This is a genomic window from Microbacterium sp. Z10_103, assembly GCF_058310455.1.
In genome coordinates, this window is the sequence record NZ_JBZEGK010000001.1 from 2,133,892 (window position 1) to 2,149,536 (window position 15,645).

The window sequence follows — 15,645 nt, forward strand, 5'->3', positions numbered from 1 at the left end:
CGCCGCGCCGTGTCATTCCGGCGGCGGCCCCGCCCGCGCGGAGGCCGTCGCCGGGAGGATTCCGAAGGGCGCGGAGACCGTGACCGTGGCCACCAGAACGTCGAGGTCGCACGCGATCACGGCGACTCCGACGGCCGCGCTCACCTCGGCAGCGCGCTCGCACGGAACGCCCGGAACCGCGCCACTGGCGGCGTCCGCGGCCGCCAGTGCGGCAGCATCCGCGGCCGACGCCACCCGCTGCGCATGGGCGGATGCGGCAGCCGCCGCACACAGCGACACGGTGAGCACGGCCGCGACCCCCACGACGCCGACGGACGCGGCGACACCGGGCATCAGAGGCCTCCCGCCAGTGCGCACGAGGTCGCTGACGCCGCGGGAAGCCCGGGAAGGGGCGACGGCGCCGTGGCGATGACGCACACGAGATCACCCCGCGGTTCGATCGAGACCGTTCCGCCCGCGGCGGCGACCACCGCCGCCGCGCGGCCGGCGTCTTCTCCCCGGGCAACCAGGCGTGCGGCGTCGGCGGCGGCATCCTGCATCCGCACCTGGCGTGCACCGGCGCCCAGCGCGCCCACGCCGAAGAGGACGACGAGGATCACGGCGGGGAGGACCACGGCGAACTCGGCCGTGACCGACCCCCGCTCGCCCAGCAGCGAGCGGGGGCGGCACGCGCTCATTCGACCGTCAGCGCGCGGCGGATGAGGTCGGTGAGGATGCCGCGCACCTCATCGGACCTCATGATGACGACCAGGAGACCGGCGAAGGCCACCGCCGCCATCGTGGCGATGGCGTATTCGGCGGTGGCAGCGCCGGTCTCGTCGGCGAAGAGCCGCCGCGACCGGGAACGCATCAGTGGACGGAGCGGAACCGTGGGTTCTCGCGCGGGCGGGGGCAGGGGCGGCAGTGACATGGTGATCCTCCTCGAATCGGTGTCGGTGGGCACGACGGACCTCACAGCGTCAGTACGCCGGAGGAGAGGATGCTCAGCATCATCGGCGCGACGCCGAGCAGCAGGAAAGACGGCAGCGTGCAGACGCCGAGCGGGATGAGCAGTCGCGACGACAACCGAGCGGCACGGAGTCGGCCGTCGGTGCGGGCGCGGTGGCGCGCGAGCCAGGCGGATGAGCGCAGGAGCTCCACCGCCGGAACCCCTGCCGCCCGGGAGAGCGCGAGGACGTCGTCCACCTCCGGGTCCGAGGCGTCGGGACGTGCCTCGCCGACGAGGTCTCGCGCCCGCTCGACGGATGCACCCCCCGACAGCGCGATGGCCGTGAGCTCCGCGGCCATCCCCGGGATCCCGGGTCTTGCCGCCGCGCGGGACACGAGTGCGGCGTTCCAGCGGCGCGCGGCGATCAGCAGCAGGACTCCCGCGACGAGGCATCCGATACCGAACGGGGTCGTCGTGAGCACCACCGCGGTGTCGAAGCCCAGGGCGATGCCCAGGCCCACCGCGACGAGGGGCAACCAGCCGAGGAGTTTCGCCGTCGAGGCCGGTTCGGCAAGCGCGATGCGCACGTCGTCGGCCGTCTGCTGACCGTCCCGCAGCGCGGCGGCCACGTCGCGGAGACTCTCGGACAGCGGCGCCCCCACGATGCTCGCGATCGACCACGCCGCGGCCACCTCACGCCAGGCGCCGCCTTCGGCGGCGAGCGCGCCGGGCACGTCGCCTACGCGCAGCACCGCCGCCCGGACCCGCCCCGCGACGGGGTCGCCGCGATCCTCCAGCACCGTCCATGCCCGGGATGGCGCGATTCCCGAACGCAGCAGCACCGCGAGCCGCAGCACGGTGTCGGCCGTGGCGGCCGCATCCGGCGGGGCGGGCGCGCGTCGTCGTCTCAGGTCCACGGCATCTCCGCCATCCGGAGTCGTCCGGCGTCCAGGACCGGACGGCCGGTGCCCACGATGCGCCTCCGCCCGCCGGCGTCGCGCGCCAGATGGACGACGCAGCCGATGGCGCTCACCACCTGCCGCGCGAGGGCGGTGTCATCCAGCCCCGCCAGCGCACCGAGCGCCTCCAGCCGGGCGGGAACGTCGGTGAGGCTGCTCGCGTGCAACGTCCCGGCGCCCCCGTCGTGGCCGGTGTTCAATGCAGAGAGGAGCTCCCGCACCTCCACCCCACGGCACTCACCGATGACGAGCCGATCAGGCCGCATCCGCAGCGCTTCACGCACCAGTCGCGCCAGATCGACGCCCCCGGCACCCTCGAGGTTCGGTTGGCGGGCTTCCAGCGCGACATGATGCGGATGCTGCAGCCTCAGCTCCGCGACATCCTCGATCGTCACGATCCGCTCGGTGACAGGCGCCCGCGACAACAGCGCGGCAAGGAGAGTGGTCTTCCCCGAGCCCGCGGCCCCGGTGATGAGCAGGTTGACGCGGTCGCGCACCAGCCCCTCCAGCCTTTCCGCGCCTTTCTCGTCCGTGAGCCCGCGGGCGAGCAGCTCATCCAGGTCCGGCGCGACGACGCGAGGCACCCGCACCGAGATCGTCGTGCCCGCAGACGCGATCGGCGGCAGCACCGCATGAACGCGCACCCCGCCGGGCAGGCGGACGTCGACGCAGGGCGTGGCGTCGTCGATATGGCGCCCTCCCGCACCGATGAGGGCGACGGCCAGGTCGCGCACGTCGGATTCCGCCGCCCGCCACTCCCGCACGGGCCGCGGCCCGTCACCCCGATCGACGAAGAGGCCGTCGGCGCCGTTGACGAAGAGATCGGTGACGTCGGAATCCGCCAGAAACCGCGCGAAGGGCGCCAGCGCGGCATCCCGAGCGTCGGGAGACACCGGGGCGGCCGGCGCGGCCGGGGGCACGGGCCCCGGGATCGCGGATGCCGGCCGCGGGCGTCGAGGCGAGACGACGAAGGCATCGGGCATGCGGCGACGCTACGGCCCGCCGAGCAACCTCGTCCGGGCGACGTGACGATCGGTGGAAAGCATCGGCGAACGATCTCCTGGGGAGAAACGGCCGGACGCGACATCCAGGTGTCGCGCGAGGAATGGCGGCGACGGGAGGCGCGTTCTCGAAAGGGAGCGAACCAACGTCCGCCCGAACACGATGCAATGCACCGCTCGAAGCGGAGGAAGTGACCGATGCGCGTCTCTTTACTCGACAGGTCGCGGACGCGCAGCGGCGAGTCCGACGCCGACGCCGTCTCCACGACCGTCGAACGAGCCGTGCGCGCCGACGCGCTCGGATTCCGCCGGTTCTGGACCGCGGAGCACCACGCCGTTCCCGGCATCGCCAGCGCAGCCCCCACGGTGCTGGTCGCCGCGATCGGTGCCCGCACCCGCAGCATCCGCGTCGGCACCGGCGGGATCATGGTGCCCAACCACAATCCGCTGGTGATCGCGGAACAGGCGTTGCTGCTCGAGGCGCTGTTCCCGGGGCGGGTCGACATCGGCCTCGGCGGCTCCCTCGGGTTCACCGCTGCGGTCCGGCGAGCACTGGGCCGGATGACCGTGAGCGACGGCGAGTACGCCGCCGAGGTCGAGCAGATCCGCTCGTACTTGGACAGGCGAGCGGACATGACGGTCCGACCCTCCGTCGACCCGCCGCCTGTGTTCTTGCTCGCGATCAAGGGCGGGCTGACTCTGGCCGCGGAGCTGGGGTTGCCCGCAGTGATCGGCGGGCCGATCCTGCAGAACGCGCTGGCGATCGATGCCTACTTCCGCGACTTCCGACCGACCTCGACACAGCCGGATCCCTACCTCATGGTGAGCATCGAGGTCGCTGTCGCAGAAACGGCGGAGCGCGCTCGTAACCTCCTGCTGCCGGAGGCGTGGGCGTTTGCCATGACGCGTGAGGTCGGGGAGTTCCGTGCCCTCGAGCCGGTGGACACGGTGCGACGGATGCTCGAGTCCACGAGCGCTCCGAAGAAGCTCGACGCCGTGCAAGCGTCGCTGGATGCGGCGATCAGCGGCACTCCCGATGAGGTGGCCGCAGCGCTGGAGGGTCTCCTCGAGCGGACCGGCGCCTCCGAACTCCTCGCGAGTGTGAGTACCTATGATCGCGACGACGTCCGCGCGACCGATGAGTTCCTCGCGTCGCTCCAGACGTGACGCGCCGGCAGAGGGTCGCGCCCGACCGCTGAAAAGAGAGAAGGCGGCATCCCATGGGGGGAACGGGATGCCGCCACGCGACGAGCGATATTTGGGGGGCTCGCTGGTCACGTCTGCCGAACGATGTTCGGGCCGCATCCACCTTACGCAGATCGCCCGGGGGAGCAAATCCGCACACGCCGTGGCGCGGCCGACCCAACTATCGGAGGTAGTCGCGGCTAGACCCCGGAACTAGATTGGCCCGTGTCGCGCCGCCATCCTCGTCACCGGCGGGCGACTCTTCCGCAAAGGAGCGCGCATGAGCAGCCAGATCGACCACCTTCTCTCGGAAACCCGACGCTTCGCACCGTCGGCGGAGTTCGCGGCGGAGGCCGTGGCCACGGCGGAGCTGTACGAACGCGCCGCCGCGGACAGCGAAGGCTTCTGGGCAGACCAGGCCCGCGAGCTGCTGCACTGGCACAAGCCGTTCACCGAGGTGCTGGACTGGACCAACCCGCCGTTTGCCCGATGGTTCGCCGACGGAGAGCTCAACGTCGCCTACAACTGCCTCGACCGTCACGTCGAGGCGGGCAACGGGGATCGGGTGGCCCTGCTATGGGAAGGCGAGCCGGGAGACGAACGCCGCATCACCTATGCGGAGCTGACCGACGAGGTCAAGCGCGTCGCCAACGTCCTCGAAGGGCTCGGCGTCGGTCACGGCGACCGCGTCGCGATCTACCTTCCGATGATCCCGGAGGCGGTGGCCGCGATGCTCGCGGTGGCTCGGATCGGCGCCATCCACTCGGTCGTGTTCGGTGGATTCTCCGCCGACAGCCTGCGCGCCCGCATCGACGATGCCGGGGCGAAGCTCGTCATCACCGCCGACGGCGGGTACCGGAAGGGCAAGGTGTCGCCGCTGAAGCCCGCGGTGGACATGGCCCTCGCCGACCGCAACGGCAGCGGACCACAGGAGACCGTGGAGCACGTCCTGGTCGTCCGCCGTGGGGAGAACGACGTCGAGTGGAACGCCGATCGCGATGTGTGGTGGCACGAGGCCGTGCCCGCGGCATCCGCCGAGCATGAAGCGCAGGCCTTCCCCGCCGAGAACCCCCTGTTCATCCTCTACACCTCGGGCACGACCGGGAAGCCGAAGGGCATCCTGCACACCTCCGGCGGCTACCTGACGCAGTCGGCGTTCACGAACCGCGTCGTGCACGACATCCACCCCGAGTCCGACGTGTACTGGTGCACCGCCGACATCGGCTGGATCACCGGCCACACCTACGTGACCTACGGACCGCTCGCCAACGGGGCCACGCAGGTGCTGTACGAAGGGACACCGGATGCGCCGCATCCCGGCCGCTGGTGGGAGATCATCCAGAAGTACGGCGTGACGATCTTCTACACCGCGCCGACGGCGATCCGCTCGTTCATGAAGATCGGTCGCGAGGTGCCGCAGAGCTTCGACCTGTCATCGCTCCGGCTGCTGGGTTCGGTCGGTGAGCCGATCAACCCGGAGGCGTGGGTCTGGTACCGCAACATCATCGGCGGCCAGTCGACACCGGTGGTGGACACCTGGTGGCAGACCGAGACGGGCGCGATCATGATCTCGGCCCTCCCCGGCATCACCGAGACCAAGCCCGGCTCGGCCCAGGTGCCCCTCCCGGGTATCTCGATCGACGTGGTCGATGACGCCGGTGAGCACGTCGGCAACGGCAACGGCGGGCTCCTCGTCGTCACCGAGCCGTGGCCCAGCATGCTGCGCGGCATCTGGGGCGACCCGGATCGGTACAAGGAGACGTACTGGGACAAGTTCGCCGACAAGGGCTACTACTTCGCCGGCGACGGGGCACGCCTGGATGAGGACGGCGACGTGTGGCTCCTCGGCCGGGTCGACGACGTGATGAACGTGTCGGGGCACCGCCTGTCGACCGCTGAGATCGAGTCGGCGCTGGTCGCTCACGAGTCCACGGCCGAGGCGGCCGTGGTCGGAGCATCCGATGAGACCACCGGCCAGGCGGTCGTCGCGTTCGTCATCGTGAAGCAGAGCTTCCTCAAGGCGCACTCCCCCGAAGGCCTCGCCGGGACGCTGCGCAGCTGGGTGGGCGAGCAGATCGGCCCGATCGCCCGGCCCCGCGACATCTACATCGTGGGCGAGCTCCCCAAGACGCGCTCGGGCAAGATTATGCGGCGCCTGCTCCGCGACGTGGCGGAAGGCCGCGAGGTGGGTGACACCACGACCCTCGCCGACACCGCCGTGATGAGCGTGATCAGCAAGCAGGTGAAGTAGCGCCCGCCGTCGCCCCGGCGCCGCACGTCGGCGTCGGGGCGGCGGACGGGTGGGGCGCGGGATGCGGCGGCGGTCAGGCGAGGCTGAAGACCACCTCGACCTCGACGGGGCTGTCCATCGGCAGGACCGGCACGCCGACAGCCGAACGAGCGTGGCGGCCAGCCTCGCCGAAGACCTCGCCCAGGAGCTCGCTCGCGCCGTTGATGACGCCCGGCTGTCCGGTGAACTCCGGCACGGATGCCACGAACCCGGTGACCTTGAGGACGCCGCCGAGTCGGTCGATCCCTCCCGCCGCGTCGGCGGCGGCGGCGATCGCGTTCAACGCGCACAGGCGGGCGTACTGGTACGCGTCCGAGGCGGGAACGAGGCGGTGGCCATCGCCGACCTTGCCGGTCGCCGGGAGGGCGCCCGAAACGAACGGCAGCTGGCCGGCGGTGTAGACGAGGTCGCCGTGCACCTTGGCGGGCACGTAGGCGCCGGCCGGAGCGGAGACCGGCGGAAGCTCGAGGCCGAGTTCGTCGAGGCGGGCCGCGATGCTCATGCGCCCTCCCCGAACTGCTGGGACGCCTGCGCCGCAGCGCCCAGTCCCGCGTTGGTGCCGCCGCCCCCGGAGGGCCGCTTGAAGTAGCCGACGAGGCCGCCCTCGGGGCCGGTCACCACCTGCACCAGCTCCCACCCCTGCTTTCCCCAGTTGTTGAGGATCGCGGCGGTGTTATGGATGAGAAGGGGTGCCGTGAGGTATTCCCACGTGGTCATCGCAGCTCCGGTCGTCGAGAGGATGCCTGACGACAGCGTCCAGAACGCCTGCCTATCAAGGCTTCGCCCAGGTATTTGGCTTAGCATCAAGCCTATGCCTGATACGAAACGGACGACGTCCGGAGTGCTCGGCGGTCTCGCCGGCCTCGTCGGCCTGAGCGCCGTCGCGGGCGTGCTCGTCACTGCGACGATCACCCCGGCCATCGCCGTTTCGGGTGCCGCTGCCTCCAGCGCCATCTCGATCTTCGACAACATGCCGAGCATCCTGAAGATCGACAAGCTCATGCAGCCGACGACAATCTGGACCGGCGACCAGATCCTCGCGCAGTTCTACGACCAGAACCGGCAGCCGGTCGAGTTCGAACAGGTCTCCCCGGTCATGTACGACGCGATCCTGTCGTCGGAAGACCCGCGGTATTACCAGCACGGCGGCGTGGACCTCATCGGAACGACGCGCGCGCTGCTGAGCAACGCCTCCGGCGGCGCGACGCAGGGTGGCTCATCCATCAGCCAGCAGTACGTCAAGAACGTGCTCATCCAGAAGTGCGAGCGCGACGCGGTCCCCGAGGTCGACGCGGACGGCGTGGAAACGAAGTCGCGCGGCGAGGTGCTCCAGAGCTGCTGGACCGACGCCACCACCGCATCGGGCATCGAAGGTTATGAGCGCAAGCTGCAGGAAATGCGCTACGCCATCCAGCTCGAGAAGGAATATTCCAAGAACGACATCCTCCTCGGTTACCTCAACATCGCGAACTTCGGCGGCACGAACTACGGGATCGAAGCCGCCTCGAAGTACTACTTCAACGTCCCCGCGGCGCAGCTCAGCGTCAGCCAGGCGGCAACCCTCGCCGGCATCGTGCAGAACCCCAACACGTACCGCATCGACCGCGCCGGCGGCAGCATCGTCGAGGGCGAGGTGTCGTACAACAAGGCGCCGGACGGCTCCATCGAGGACGTCAATCCCACCACTATCCAGGGGCTCCACACCCTTGTCGAGGACGGCACCATCACCCAGGAGCAGCTGCTGGCTGCGGCCGACGGGTACAGCGCCACGAAGGGCCGCCAGCTCTACGTGCTGAGCCGGCTGCTGGACGACGGCAAGATCACGCGCGAGCAGTACGTGGCCGCTGCCATCGAACCGATCACGCCGCAGATCACGCCGGCCTCACAGGGATGTGCCGCATCCGCCGCTCCGTACTTCTGCCAGTACGTCGTCTCGGTGATCCGCAAGGACCCGTCGTTCGGACCGACCGCTGAAGAGCGCCTCCGCTCGCTGCGTCAGGATGGCTTGAACATCTACACGACCCTGGACTGGAACGTCCAGAACGCCGCCCAACAGGCGATGACCGACTACGCGCCCACCTCTGTCGCCAGCATGAAGTTCGGCGCCGCGATCGTCAGTGTCGAAGCGAAGACCGGACGCGTGCTCGGTATCGCACAGAACACCCTGTTCAGCGAAGATGCTGCTCTCGCGACCGACCCGAACTACAGCAGCCTCGTCTACGCCGGCGACCGGCAGTTCGGTAACTCGGACGGTTTCAACGCCGGATCGACCTTCAAGCTCTTCACTCTCATCGACTGGCTCGAGCAGGGGAAGTCGCTCAACGAGATCGTGAACGGCCGCGACCGACCGGTGCCGGACATGACGAACTCGTGTTACGGCAACTGGGTCAACGTGTCCAAGGACCGCATCCGAAACTTCAACAATCAGGCCGGGTACACCGGGACGCCCATGCAGTTCACCCGGCAGTCGTTGAACACCGGGTTCCTCGGGATGGCGGCCGAGCTCGACCTCTGCGACATCGCGAAGGTCGCGAAGAAAATGGGAGTCACCCTCGCCAACGGCAACGACATCGAGATGCGTTATGGCAACAATGTCATCGGCAGCGACGCGGTCTCGCCTCTGGCAATGGCGGGCGCCTACGCGACCGTGGCGAACGGCGGCACCTACTGCCAGCCGAAGGTCATCGACCGCGTCACGGACAGCGAGGGCACCGACCGCCCCGAGCTCGTGCCGGTACGCGCCTGCACGCCGGTGCTGTCCCCCGAGGTCGCCGCTACCGCAGCGACGGCGCTGGCCGGCGTCATGAACGGCGGCACCGGCTCACAGGGCAACACCTACGACGGAACCCCGCTGATCGGCAAGACTGGGACGCACGAAGGACTGCAGTCCTGGATGGTGGAATCCTCCACGAACGTGGCCACCGCCGCCTGGGCGGGCACCGTCGAAGGCCCGGGTGAGATCTTCCGGAATTGGCACAATGGGCGACGCCTTGCCGACATCCGGTACCCGATGGCTCGCGCCGTGCAGCGCGTCGCCAACGAGTTCTACGGGGGCGACCGGTTCCCCCCAGCCGACAACAATCTGACCCGCCGCGTGACCAAGGATGTGCCGAATGTTGTCGGGCAGACCGTCGATCAAGCCCGGGCCACACTGACCGAAGCCGGGTGGGAAGTCGTCGTGGGCGATCCAGTGGACTCCGATCAGCCGACCGACATCATCGCGGCGCAGAATCCCACGGGGTCGGCTCCCGGTGGCACGCCGATCACCATCAGTCCCAGCAACGGGCAGGCGACGGCGATCCCCTCGGTCGCGAACATGGACGCGCAAGAGGCGGCTGGAGCTCTCCGCAGTGCGGGTTTCACCAACCTGTCCGCGAGTTGCACTGCTGATCCGAACGCTCCCGCGGAAGGCGTCGCCACCGGCACCACCCCGGCCGCCGGAACCTTGACATCACGAACCGCTGCCGTCACCCTGGCCGTCACCGCCAGGGAATGCTGAGTGGTAGCCGGTCCGATCGCTCGAACCGCCCTCACGGCCCTCGGGGCTGTGGGGGCGGTCGGCGCGTCCGCCGCGGTGTGGGGAATCGGCATCGAGCGGTACCTCTTCACGGTCAGGTATGCCGCGCTTCGCATCCTCCCGCCCACCGCCTCACCCCTGCGGGTGCTTCACCTGTCCGACGCCCACATGGCGCCGTGGCAGCACCGCAAACAGGAGTGGATCGCGGGGCTCGCCGACCTCCGGCCCGACTTCATCGTGAACACGGGTGACAATCTCGGCCACGTGGAGGGCTTGGATGGCGTCCGCTCCGCGTTCGCGCCGTTCGCCGGAATCCCCGGGGTTTTCGTGCACGGATCGAACGACACCCAGGCGCCCTCGCCGCGCAACCCGCTGCGCTACTTCTCCGGCCCGTCCAAGCGGAAGCCGACCGCAGAGAAGATCGACGTCGATGCCCTCGACCGGTATCTGGCGGACGAGCTGGGGTGGGTGGATCTGGACAACACCGCGGCCGAACTGAACGTCGGCGGTCTCCGCATCCGCGGATTCGGCGTCGACGACGCCCATCGCGACTGGGACGACCTGCCGGCCACCACTGCGGCGCTCGAGCGGCTCGACGAAGCGGACCTCTCGCTCGGGGTCACGCATGCACCGTACCGCCGGGTCCTGGACGCCTTCACGGATCTCGGGGCCGACCTCTTGCTCGCCGGGCACACGCACGGAGGCCAGGTCCGCATCCCGGGGAGCCGTAACGCGCTGGTCGCGAATTGCGACATCCCGCTCGACCAGGCGCGCGGCCTGAGCGAATGGACGCACGGTGGCCGCTCCGTGCCGCTGAACGTCAGCGCCGGAATCGGCCACTCGATCTACGCGCCCGTGCGGTTCGCCTGCCGGCCCGAGGTCTCGCTGATCACGCTCCTCCCCCGCTGATCCCGCGCCGCCCCCACTCTCGCGCCGAGCGGGCGTGCGCCGGCGGGCGCCGGCGGCGGCACTCTTCCTCCCCAGGCGCGTCCGGTGGGGCACCGTCCACAACCGGGTCGTTCCCGGCACCGCGGCATCCCGAGGCACCTCACCATCGACGGAGAGACCCCGTCGAAAGGATGCCACATGACCTCCGTGCCCGCTTCCCACCCGCGCCGCCGTCGAAACGTGATCGGTGCGGTTGCGGCGGCTCTGCTCGTTCTGGCTGCAACCCTCCTCTCCGCGCCGCCGGCCTCCGCCGCATCCCAGGGCGTCGGATTCGGCACGTGGGCGCCGGTGTCCGCCTACGGGTGGCACGGCTCGATGCTGATCGACGGGGTGCACACGTACTGCATCGTCCCGGGGCTCCCCGCCCCGACCGGCCCGAGCACCGACCACGGGGTTCGAGGCGATGCGGCAGGCCTGTCGCCGCAACAACTCGCGGGGATCAACCACCTGATCACCACCTATGGCCAGACGAACGACCCCGTGCAAGCGGCCGGCGTCGGCTGGGCGGTGAAAGCGATCGCCGACCTCGATACCACCCTTCACTCGTGGGGGTACCCGGGCGATTCTCTGGCCGGCGCCGTCGACTGGGTCTTCGCGCGTCTCGCGCCGGAGCATTCCGCCGCAGTGCAGCAGAAGGCCGAGGCTTACTATGCCGAGGGGATGGCGGTGATCGTGCCCGGTTCGGATGCGGCGCTCACGCTCACCACCGACGAGGCCGACCCACGCGGCGGCACCGTCCGGCTCGACGGCGGCGCGGGCACAACCGCCGTGGTGACGCTCGAGAACGCCGTCTTCATCGAGTCGGGGACGGCGGAGCTCGCCGGTGTGACTCCCGGCAGTGCGCACCCGATCAGCGCGAGCTCGCCGGATGACACCGGCGCCCCGTTCACCGTGCGAGCGGCTGCGACTCTGTCGGCCACCATCGCACCCGCGGTCCGATATTTCACGACCGAGGGTCAGCAGCACACCGCGGGTCCGGGCGGGTCGGTGCAGTACTTCGTCGAGGCGGCGGATGCCACGCCGAGGCCTGTCGTCTTCTCGCCCGGCATCACGACTCAGGTGGCAGCGCCGGAGGCGACGGGAGGACCCTTCGTCGACGACGTGACGCTCGCCCCGGTCGAGGGCGTGTGGCCGCGGAGCGCCGACGGCGGCTTCATCGCGCTCCGCGCAACAGCGATCGTCTACCGAACCGAGGGCGCCCCGACGGGTCCCGAGATCCCGGCCGACGCGGTCCCGGTGGGCGAGCTCGAGCTGATCACCGACCCGGCACAGGGCGGCGGCACGTATCGGGTGACCTCCGGGTGGGAGCTGCCCGGGCCCGGGTACTACACCGCGGTGTGGGAGATCGCCGCCTCGGCCCAGGCGCCGGAGGTGGCTCGCCACCTCGAACGCGACTACCGCTGGGCGGAAGACTTCGCCGCGCCCACGCAGATCGTGCACGTCCCGACTCCCCCCGCCGCGCCCGCACCGGAGGACACCCCGCGCGCACTGGCCGCGACCGGGCTCTGGGAGGGCGCAGGCCCGCGCGTGGGAGCGGGCGGCATCGCCGCGCTCCTCGCCGGGCTCGCATTGCTCGCACACGTGGCCCAGCGGCGCCGATTCACGGCCGGCTGAGGAGCCGCCCCGGTTCGAAGCATCCCTCCATTCGGGGTAGACTCGGGGGGTTGCCACGGGGTGTGGCGCAGCTTGGTAGCGCGCTTCGTTCGGGACGAAGAGGCCGCAGGTTCAAATCCTGTCACCCCGACCAACAGGCGAAAGGCCGGCCCACACGGGTCGGCCTTTCGCTTTTCTCCTCGCTCCGGCGCTCGCCCGCACCCGTGGGCGGGAGGCGCGCAGGGGGTCCGCCCGTGAGCGCTGGTGGGCGGCCCGCGGGGATGCTCAGCCGCTGCGAATACGATGGAAGCGGCTCCGTCGCCATACGGGGCCATCTTCACGTTCGGCATCGACAGGAGCATCGTGCCCGCATCCACTCCCCGCCTCGTCGCCTTCGACCTCGACGACACGCTCGCCCCGTCGAAGAGCGCCATCGACCCGCGCATCGGTGAGCAACTGATCGCGCTGGCCGAGCGCGTGGAGGTCGCGATCATCTCCGGCGGGCAGCTCGCGCAGTTCCGCGCTCAGGTCGTCGACCGGCTGCCGGCGGCGTCGGCAGAGACGCTCAGCCACATCCACCTGATGCCGACGTGCGGCACGCAGTACTACCGGCTCGCCGAGGGCCGTATCGAGACGGTCTACGCCCACTCCCTCACCGACGACGAGAAGGCACGCGCCCTCGCCGCCGTCGAGGAGGAGGCGCGCCGCCTGGGGCTGTGGGAGTCGCAGACGTGGGGTGACATCCTCGAAGACCGCGGCTCGCAGATCACGTACTCCGCCCTCGGCCAGAAGGCTCCGCTCGAGGCCAAGATCGCGTGGGACCCCACAGGCGCGAAGAAGAACGCCCTCCGCGAGGCGGTGGCGGCCCGCATCCCCGATCTGGAGGTGCGCTCGGGCGGCTCGACCTCCGTGGACATCACCCACCGCGGCATAGACAAGGCCTACGGCATGCGCCAGCTCGCCGAGGTCACCGGCATCCCGCTCGACGACATGCTGTTCGTCGGCGACCGCCTCGACCCCGACGGCAACGACTACCCGGTGCTCGCTCTGGGCGTTCCCTGCCACGCGGTCGAGGGCTGGCCCGACACGGCTGCGTTCCTGGACACGCTCATCCCGACGCTCCCCCTCCGCTGACGCGCGAGAAACGATATTCCGGGCGAGACATGACGCGGCGCGTCGTTTCTCGGCCGGCACGTCGTTTTCGGCGAATCCGGCGCTACAGCTGGGCGGGAGCGGGAGCGGGAGCGGAGGAGGCGAGCGGCACGAGCCGCGACAGCTGCGTGACGTGCTTCGGCTCGAGTTCGGCCAGTGACGCGACACCCAGCAGCGCCATCGTGCGTTCGATCTCCGAGCGCAGGATCTGGATCGTCCGGTCGACCCCTGCGCGCCCGCCGGCCATGAGCCCGTACAGGTAGGCGCGCCCGATCAGCGTGAACTTCGCCCCGAGGGCGATGGATGCGACGATGTCGGCGCCGTTCATGATGCCGGTGTCGATCATCACCGTGGCATCCTTCCCCACCTCCCGCACCACCTGAGGCAGGAGGTGGAACGGGATCGGTGCCCGGTCGAGCTGGCGACCACCGTGGTTGGAGAGGATGATGCCATCCACGCCGGCATCGATCAGCCGCACGCTGTCGTCGACGTTCTGCACGCCCTTGATGACGATCTTCCCTGGCCACATGCCACGGATGACATCGAGGTCTTCGAAGCTGATCGTGGGGTCCATGGCGGCGTTGAGCAGGTCGCCGACCGTGCCGCCCGTCTCCGTGAGGGAGGCGAATTCGAGCTTGGGGGTGGTGAGGAAGTCGATCCACCACCACGGCCGCGGGATCGCATTGACGATCGTGCCGAGGGTCAGCTGCGGCGGAATCGAGAACCCGTTGCGCTTGTCGCGCAGCCGCGCCCCGGCGATCGGGGTATCCACGGTGAACATCAGCGTGTCGAAGCCGGCGTCGCCGGCACGGCGCACGAGCTCGTAGGAGATCTCCCGCTGCCGCATGACGTACAGCTGGAACCAGTTCCGCCCGTGCGGGTTGGCCGCCGTGACCCCCTCGATCGAGGTGGTGCCGAGCGTCGAGAGGGTGAACGGGATGCCGGCGGCCGCGGCCGCGGAGGCGCCCGCGGTCTCCCCCTCGGTCTGCATCAGACGGGTGAAGCCGGTCGGCGCGATCCCGAACGGCAGGGCGCTCGGACCACCGAGGATCGTCGTGGCGGTGTCCACGTTCTCCGCCGGGCGCAACACGCTCGGGTGGAACTCGATGTCTTCGAACGCCTGCCGGGCTCGAGCCAACGACAGCTCACCCTCGGCGGCGCCGTCGGTGTAGTCGAAGGCCGCTTTGGGCGTCCGACGCTGGGCGATCTTCCGCAGGTCGGCGATCGTGAGCGCGTTTTCCAGGCGCCGCTTCTTCGCGTTCAGTTCGGGTGCCTTGAACTTCATCAGCTCGAAGATCTCGGCGGGTTTGGGCAGCTGGCGGTTCACCATGCGCTGTCTCCTTCTCGGGGGTGTGCGAGGCCTGCCTCGGCGTAGTAGCGGGAAATGTGGTCACGGACCAGCCGCCGTGCGGTGTCACCGTCGCCCGCATCGACCGCGGCGACGATCGCTCGATGCTCGGAGCGGAGGCGGTCGGCGGTCGCGTCCCAGTCGGTCAGGCCGGTCGCGCCTGTGAGGACGTACGACTCGATGGCCGTGCGAAGGCCCTCCATCATCGCCGCCACCACGACGTTGCCGGACGCCTCCACCAGCGAGAGGTGCAGTCGGGCGTCGAGGGCGAGGAACTCGGCGGGGCTGAGGCCGGCGGCATCCATCGCCTCAAGGACGGCATGGGCGGATGCGGTGTCCCGCTCGCGAGCGCCGGCCAGAGCTTCAACGGCAGCGGTCTCGAGGACGAGGCGGGTGCGGACGACGTCGCCGACCGGAAAGCCGTTGGCGGCCACCTGCAGCCGCAGGAGCGCCGAGAGTCCCCCGCGGGGCGTCGCCACGATCATCGCGCCCGCCGTGGGGCCGGAGCCTGTGGCCGTGCGGATGAGCCCCAGGACCTCGAGAACACGCAGCGCCTCACGAACGCTCGAGCGGCCCACGCCCAGCTGCACCGCGAGCTCCCGCTCGGGGGTCAGTCGGTCGCCCGGAGCCAGGCGCCCCTCGCGGAGATCTCCCTCGATGCGCTCCAGCACGAGCTGCCACGCGCGCGGCGTCGGCGGTGATTCCATGCGACCTCCTGTGGTCG

General features: G+C 70.1%; 15 protein-coding genes and 1 tRNA gene. 7 read left to right on the forward strand and 9 right to left on the reverse strand.

Annotation, left to right across the window (positions count from 1 at the left end; translation table 11 throughout):
• Window positions 1-12: 12 nt before the first annotated feature.
• From AC4FS2_RS10375 to AC4FS2_RS10395, 5 genes are read right to left on the reverse strand one after another with little or no spacing between them, the layout of a single operon-like run.
• Window positions 13-333: a helicase gene (locus tag AC4FS2_RS10375; protein ID WP_491156812.1), complete on the reverse strand. Its 321-nt coding sequence runs from the start codon at window positions 331-333 to the stop codon at window positions 13-15.
• The gene (locus tag AC4FS2_RS10380; protein WP_491177201.1) at window positions 333-677 is read right to left on the reverse strand and encodes a TadE family type IV pilus minor pilin; all 345 of its coding nucleotides are present in this window, start codon (window positions 675-677) and stop codon (window positions 333-335) included. The genes AC4FS2_RS10375 and AC4FS2_RS10380 overlap by 1 nt, the downstream gene beginning before the upstream one ends.
• On the reverse strand, window positions 674-910 hold the full coding sequence (locus tag AC4FS2_RS10385; RefSeq protein ID WP_491177203.1) for a DUF4244 domain-containing protein: 237 nt from the start codon (window positions 908-910) through the stop codon (window positions 674-676). Before AC4FS2_RS10385 ends, AC4FS2_RS10380 begins: the two co-directional genes overlap by 4 nt.
• 41 nt (window positions 911-951) lie before the next feature.
• Window positions 952-1,845 carry a type II secretion system F family protein gene (locus tag AC4FS2_RS10390; RefSeq protein ID WP_491177206.1) on the reverse strand — a complete coding sequence of 298 codons (894 nt, stop codon included), beginning with the start codon at window positions 1,843-1,845 and terminating at the stop codon, window positions 952-954.
• Window positions 1,836-2,870, reverse strand: a complete 1,035-nt coding sequence (locus tag AC4FS2_RS10395) for a TadA family conjugal transfer-associated ATPase (protein WP_491177208.1) — start codon at window positions 2,868-2,870, stop codon at window positions 1,836-1,838. The genes AC4FS2_RS10390 and AC4FS2_RS10395 overlap by 10 nt, the downstream gene beginning before the upstream one ends.
• Before the next feature lie 216 nt (window positions 2,871-3,086).
• Here AC4FS2_RS10395 and AC4FS2_RS10400 point away from each other — a divergent pair, with 216 nt between their 5' ends.
• Both AC4FS2_RS10400 and acs read left to right on the forward strand, forming a co-directional pair.
• Window positions 3,087-4,055, forward strand: coding sequence for an MsnO8 family LLM class oxidoreductase (locus AC4FS2_RS10400; RefSeq protein WP_491156817.1), 969 nt, complete (start codon window positions 3,087-3,089; stop codon window positions 4,053-4,055).
• A gap of 298 nt (window positions 4,056-4,353) precedes the next feature.
• Entirely contained in the window at window positions 4,354-6,324 is a 1,971-nt protein-coding gene (gene acs / locus AC4FS2_RS10405; protein WP_491156818.1) for an acetate--CoA ligase, read from the forward strand.
• Window positions 6,325-6,397: 73 nt separating this feature from the next.
• On the opposite strand, the gene AC4FS2_RS10410 is transcribed toward acs, so the two are convergent.
• Entirely contained in the window at window positions 6,398-6,865 is a 468-nt protein-coding gene (locus tag AC4FS2_RS10410; RefSeq protein ID WP_491156819.1) for a RidA family protein, read from the reverse strand.
• Window positions 6,862-7,080: a Sp36 family protein gene (sp36, locus tag AC4FS2_RS10415; protein WP_491156820.1), complete on the reverse strand. Its 219-nt coding sequence runs from the start codon at window positions 7,078-7,080 to the stop codon at window positions 6,862-6,864. The genes AC4FS2_RS10410 and sp36 overlap by 4 nt, the downstream gene beginning before the upstream one ends.
• 94 nt (window positions 7,081-7,174) lie before the next feature.
• On the opposite strand from sp36, the gene AC4FS2_RS10420 reads away from it, so the two are divergent.
• From AC4FS2_RS10420 to AC4FS2_RS10440, 5 genes are all read left to right on the forward strand, one after another.
• A complete protein-coding gene (locus AC4FS2_RS10420) occupies window positions 7,175-9,862 on the forward strand; it encodes a transglycosylase domain-containing protein (RefSeq protein ID WP_491156821.1) in 2,688 nt (895 codons plus the stop codon).
• Window positions 9,863-10,789 (forward strand): metallophosphoesterase, encoded by a 927-nt coding sequence (locus AC4FS2_RS10425; RefSeq protein WP_491177210.1) that lies wholly within the window; start codon window positions 9,863-9,865, stop codon window positions 10,787-10,789.
• Between the two features lie 177 nt (window positions 10,790-10,966).
• Entirely contained in the window at window positions 10,967-12,442 is a 1,476-nt protein-coding gene (locus tag AC4FS2_RS10430) for a hypothetical protein (protein ID WP_491156823.1), read from the forward strand.
• Window positions 12,443-12,498: 56 nt separating this feature from the next.
• A tRNA-Pro gene (locus AC4FS2_RS10435) sits at window positions 12,499-12,575 on the forward strand.
• A gap of 209 nt (window positions 12,576-12,784) precedes the next feature.
• Complete coding sequence (locus tag AC4FS2_RS10440; protein ID WP_491156824.1) at window positions 12,785-13,555, forward strand: HAD-IIB family hydrolase; 771 nt, start codon at window positions 12,785-12,787, stop codon at window positions 13,553-13,555.
• An 82-nt stretch (window positions 13,556-13,637) separates the two neighbouring features.
• On the opposite strand, the gene AC4FS2_RS10445 is transcribed toward AC4FS2_RS10440, so the two are convergent.
• Together AC4FS2_RS10445 and AC4FS2_RS10450 are read right to left on the reverse strand one after the other, a co-directional pair.
• Window positions 13,638-14,903 carry an alpha-hydroxy acid oxidase gene (locus AC4FS2_RS10445; RefSeq protein WP_491156825.1) on the reverse strand — a complete coding sequence of 422 codons (1,266 nt, stop codon included), beginning with the start codon at window positions 14,901-14,903 and terminating at the stop codon, window positions 13,638-13,640.
• Window positions 14,897-15,628: a FadR/GntR family transcriptional regulator gene (locus tag AC4FS2_RS10450; protein WP_491156826.1), complete on the reverse strand. Its 732-nt coding sequence runs from the start codon at window positions 15,626-15,628 to the stop codon at window positions 14,897-14,899. Before AC4FS2_RS10450 ends, AC4FS2_RS10445 begins: the two co-directional genes overlap by 7 nt.
• Window positions 15,629-15,645 lie beyond the last annotated feature (17 nt).

Excerpts from the sequence above, each read along its gene's own strand:
- AC4FS2_RS10375 (WP_491156812.1), bottom strand. The coding sequence starts at position 333 with ATGCCCGGTGTCGCCGCGTCCGTCGGCGTCGTGGGGGTCGCGGCCGTG.
- AC4FS2_RS10380 (WP_491177201.1), bottom strand. The coding sequence starts at position 677 with ATGAGCGCGTGCCGCCCCCGCTCGCTGCTGGGCGAGCGGGGGTCGGTC.
- AC4FS2_RS10385 (WP_491177203.1), bottom strand. The coding sequence starts at position 910 with ATGTCACTGCCGCCCCTGCCCCCGCCCGCGCGAGAACCCACGGTTCCG.
- AC4FS2_RS10395 (WP_491177208.1), bottom strand. The coding sequence starts at position 2,870 with ATGCCCGATGCCTTCGTCGTCTCGCCTCGACGCCCGCGGCCGGCATCC.
- AC4FS2_RS10400 (WP_491156817.1), top strand. The coding sequence starts at position 3,087 with ATGCGCGTCTCTTTACTCGACAGGTCGCGGACGCGCAGCGGCGAGTCC.
- acs (WP_491156818.1), top strand. The coding sequence starts at position 4,354 with ATGAGCAGCCAGATCGACCACCTTCTCTCGGAAACCCGACGCTTCGCA.
- AC4FS2_RS10410 (WP_491156819.1), bottom strand. The coding sequence starts at position 6,865 with ATGAGCATCGCGGCCCGCCTCGACGAACTCGGCCTCGAGCTTCCGCCG.
- sp36 (WP_491156820.1), bottom strand. The coding sequence starts at position 7,080 with ATGACCACGTGGGAATACCTCACGGCACCCCTTCTCATCCATAACACC.
- AC4FS2_RS10420 (WP_491156821.1), top strand. The coding sequence starts at position 7,175 with ATGCCTGATACGAAACGGACGACGTCCGGAGTGCTCGGCGGTCTCGCC.
- AC4FS2_RS10430 (WP_491156823.1), top strand. The coding sequence starts at position 10,967 with ATGACCTCCGTGCCCGCTTCCCACCCGCGCCGCCGTCGAAACGTGATC.
- AC4FS2_RS10445 (WP_491156825.1), bottom strand. The coding sequence starts at position 14,903 with ATGGTGAACCGCCAGCTGCCCAAACCCGCCGAGATCTTCGAGCTGATG.
- AC4FS2_RS10450 (WP_491156826.1), bottom strand. The coding sequence starts at position 15,628 with ATGGAATCACCGCCGACGCCGCGCGCGTGGCAGCTCGTGCTGGAGCGC.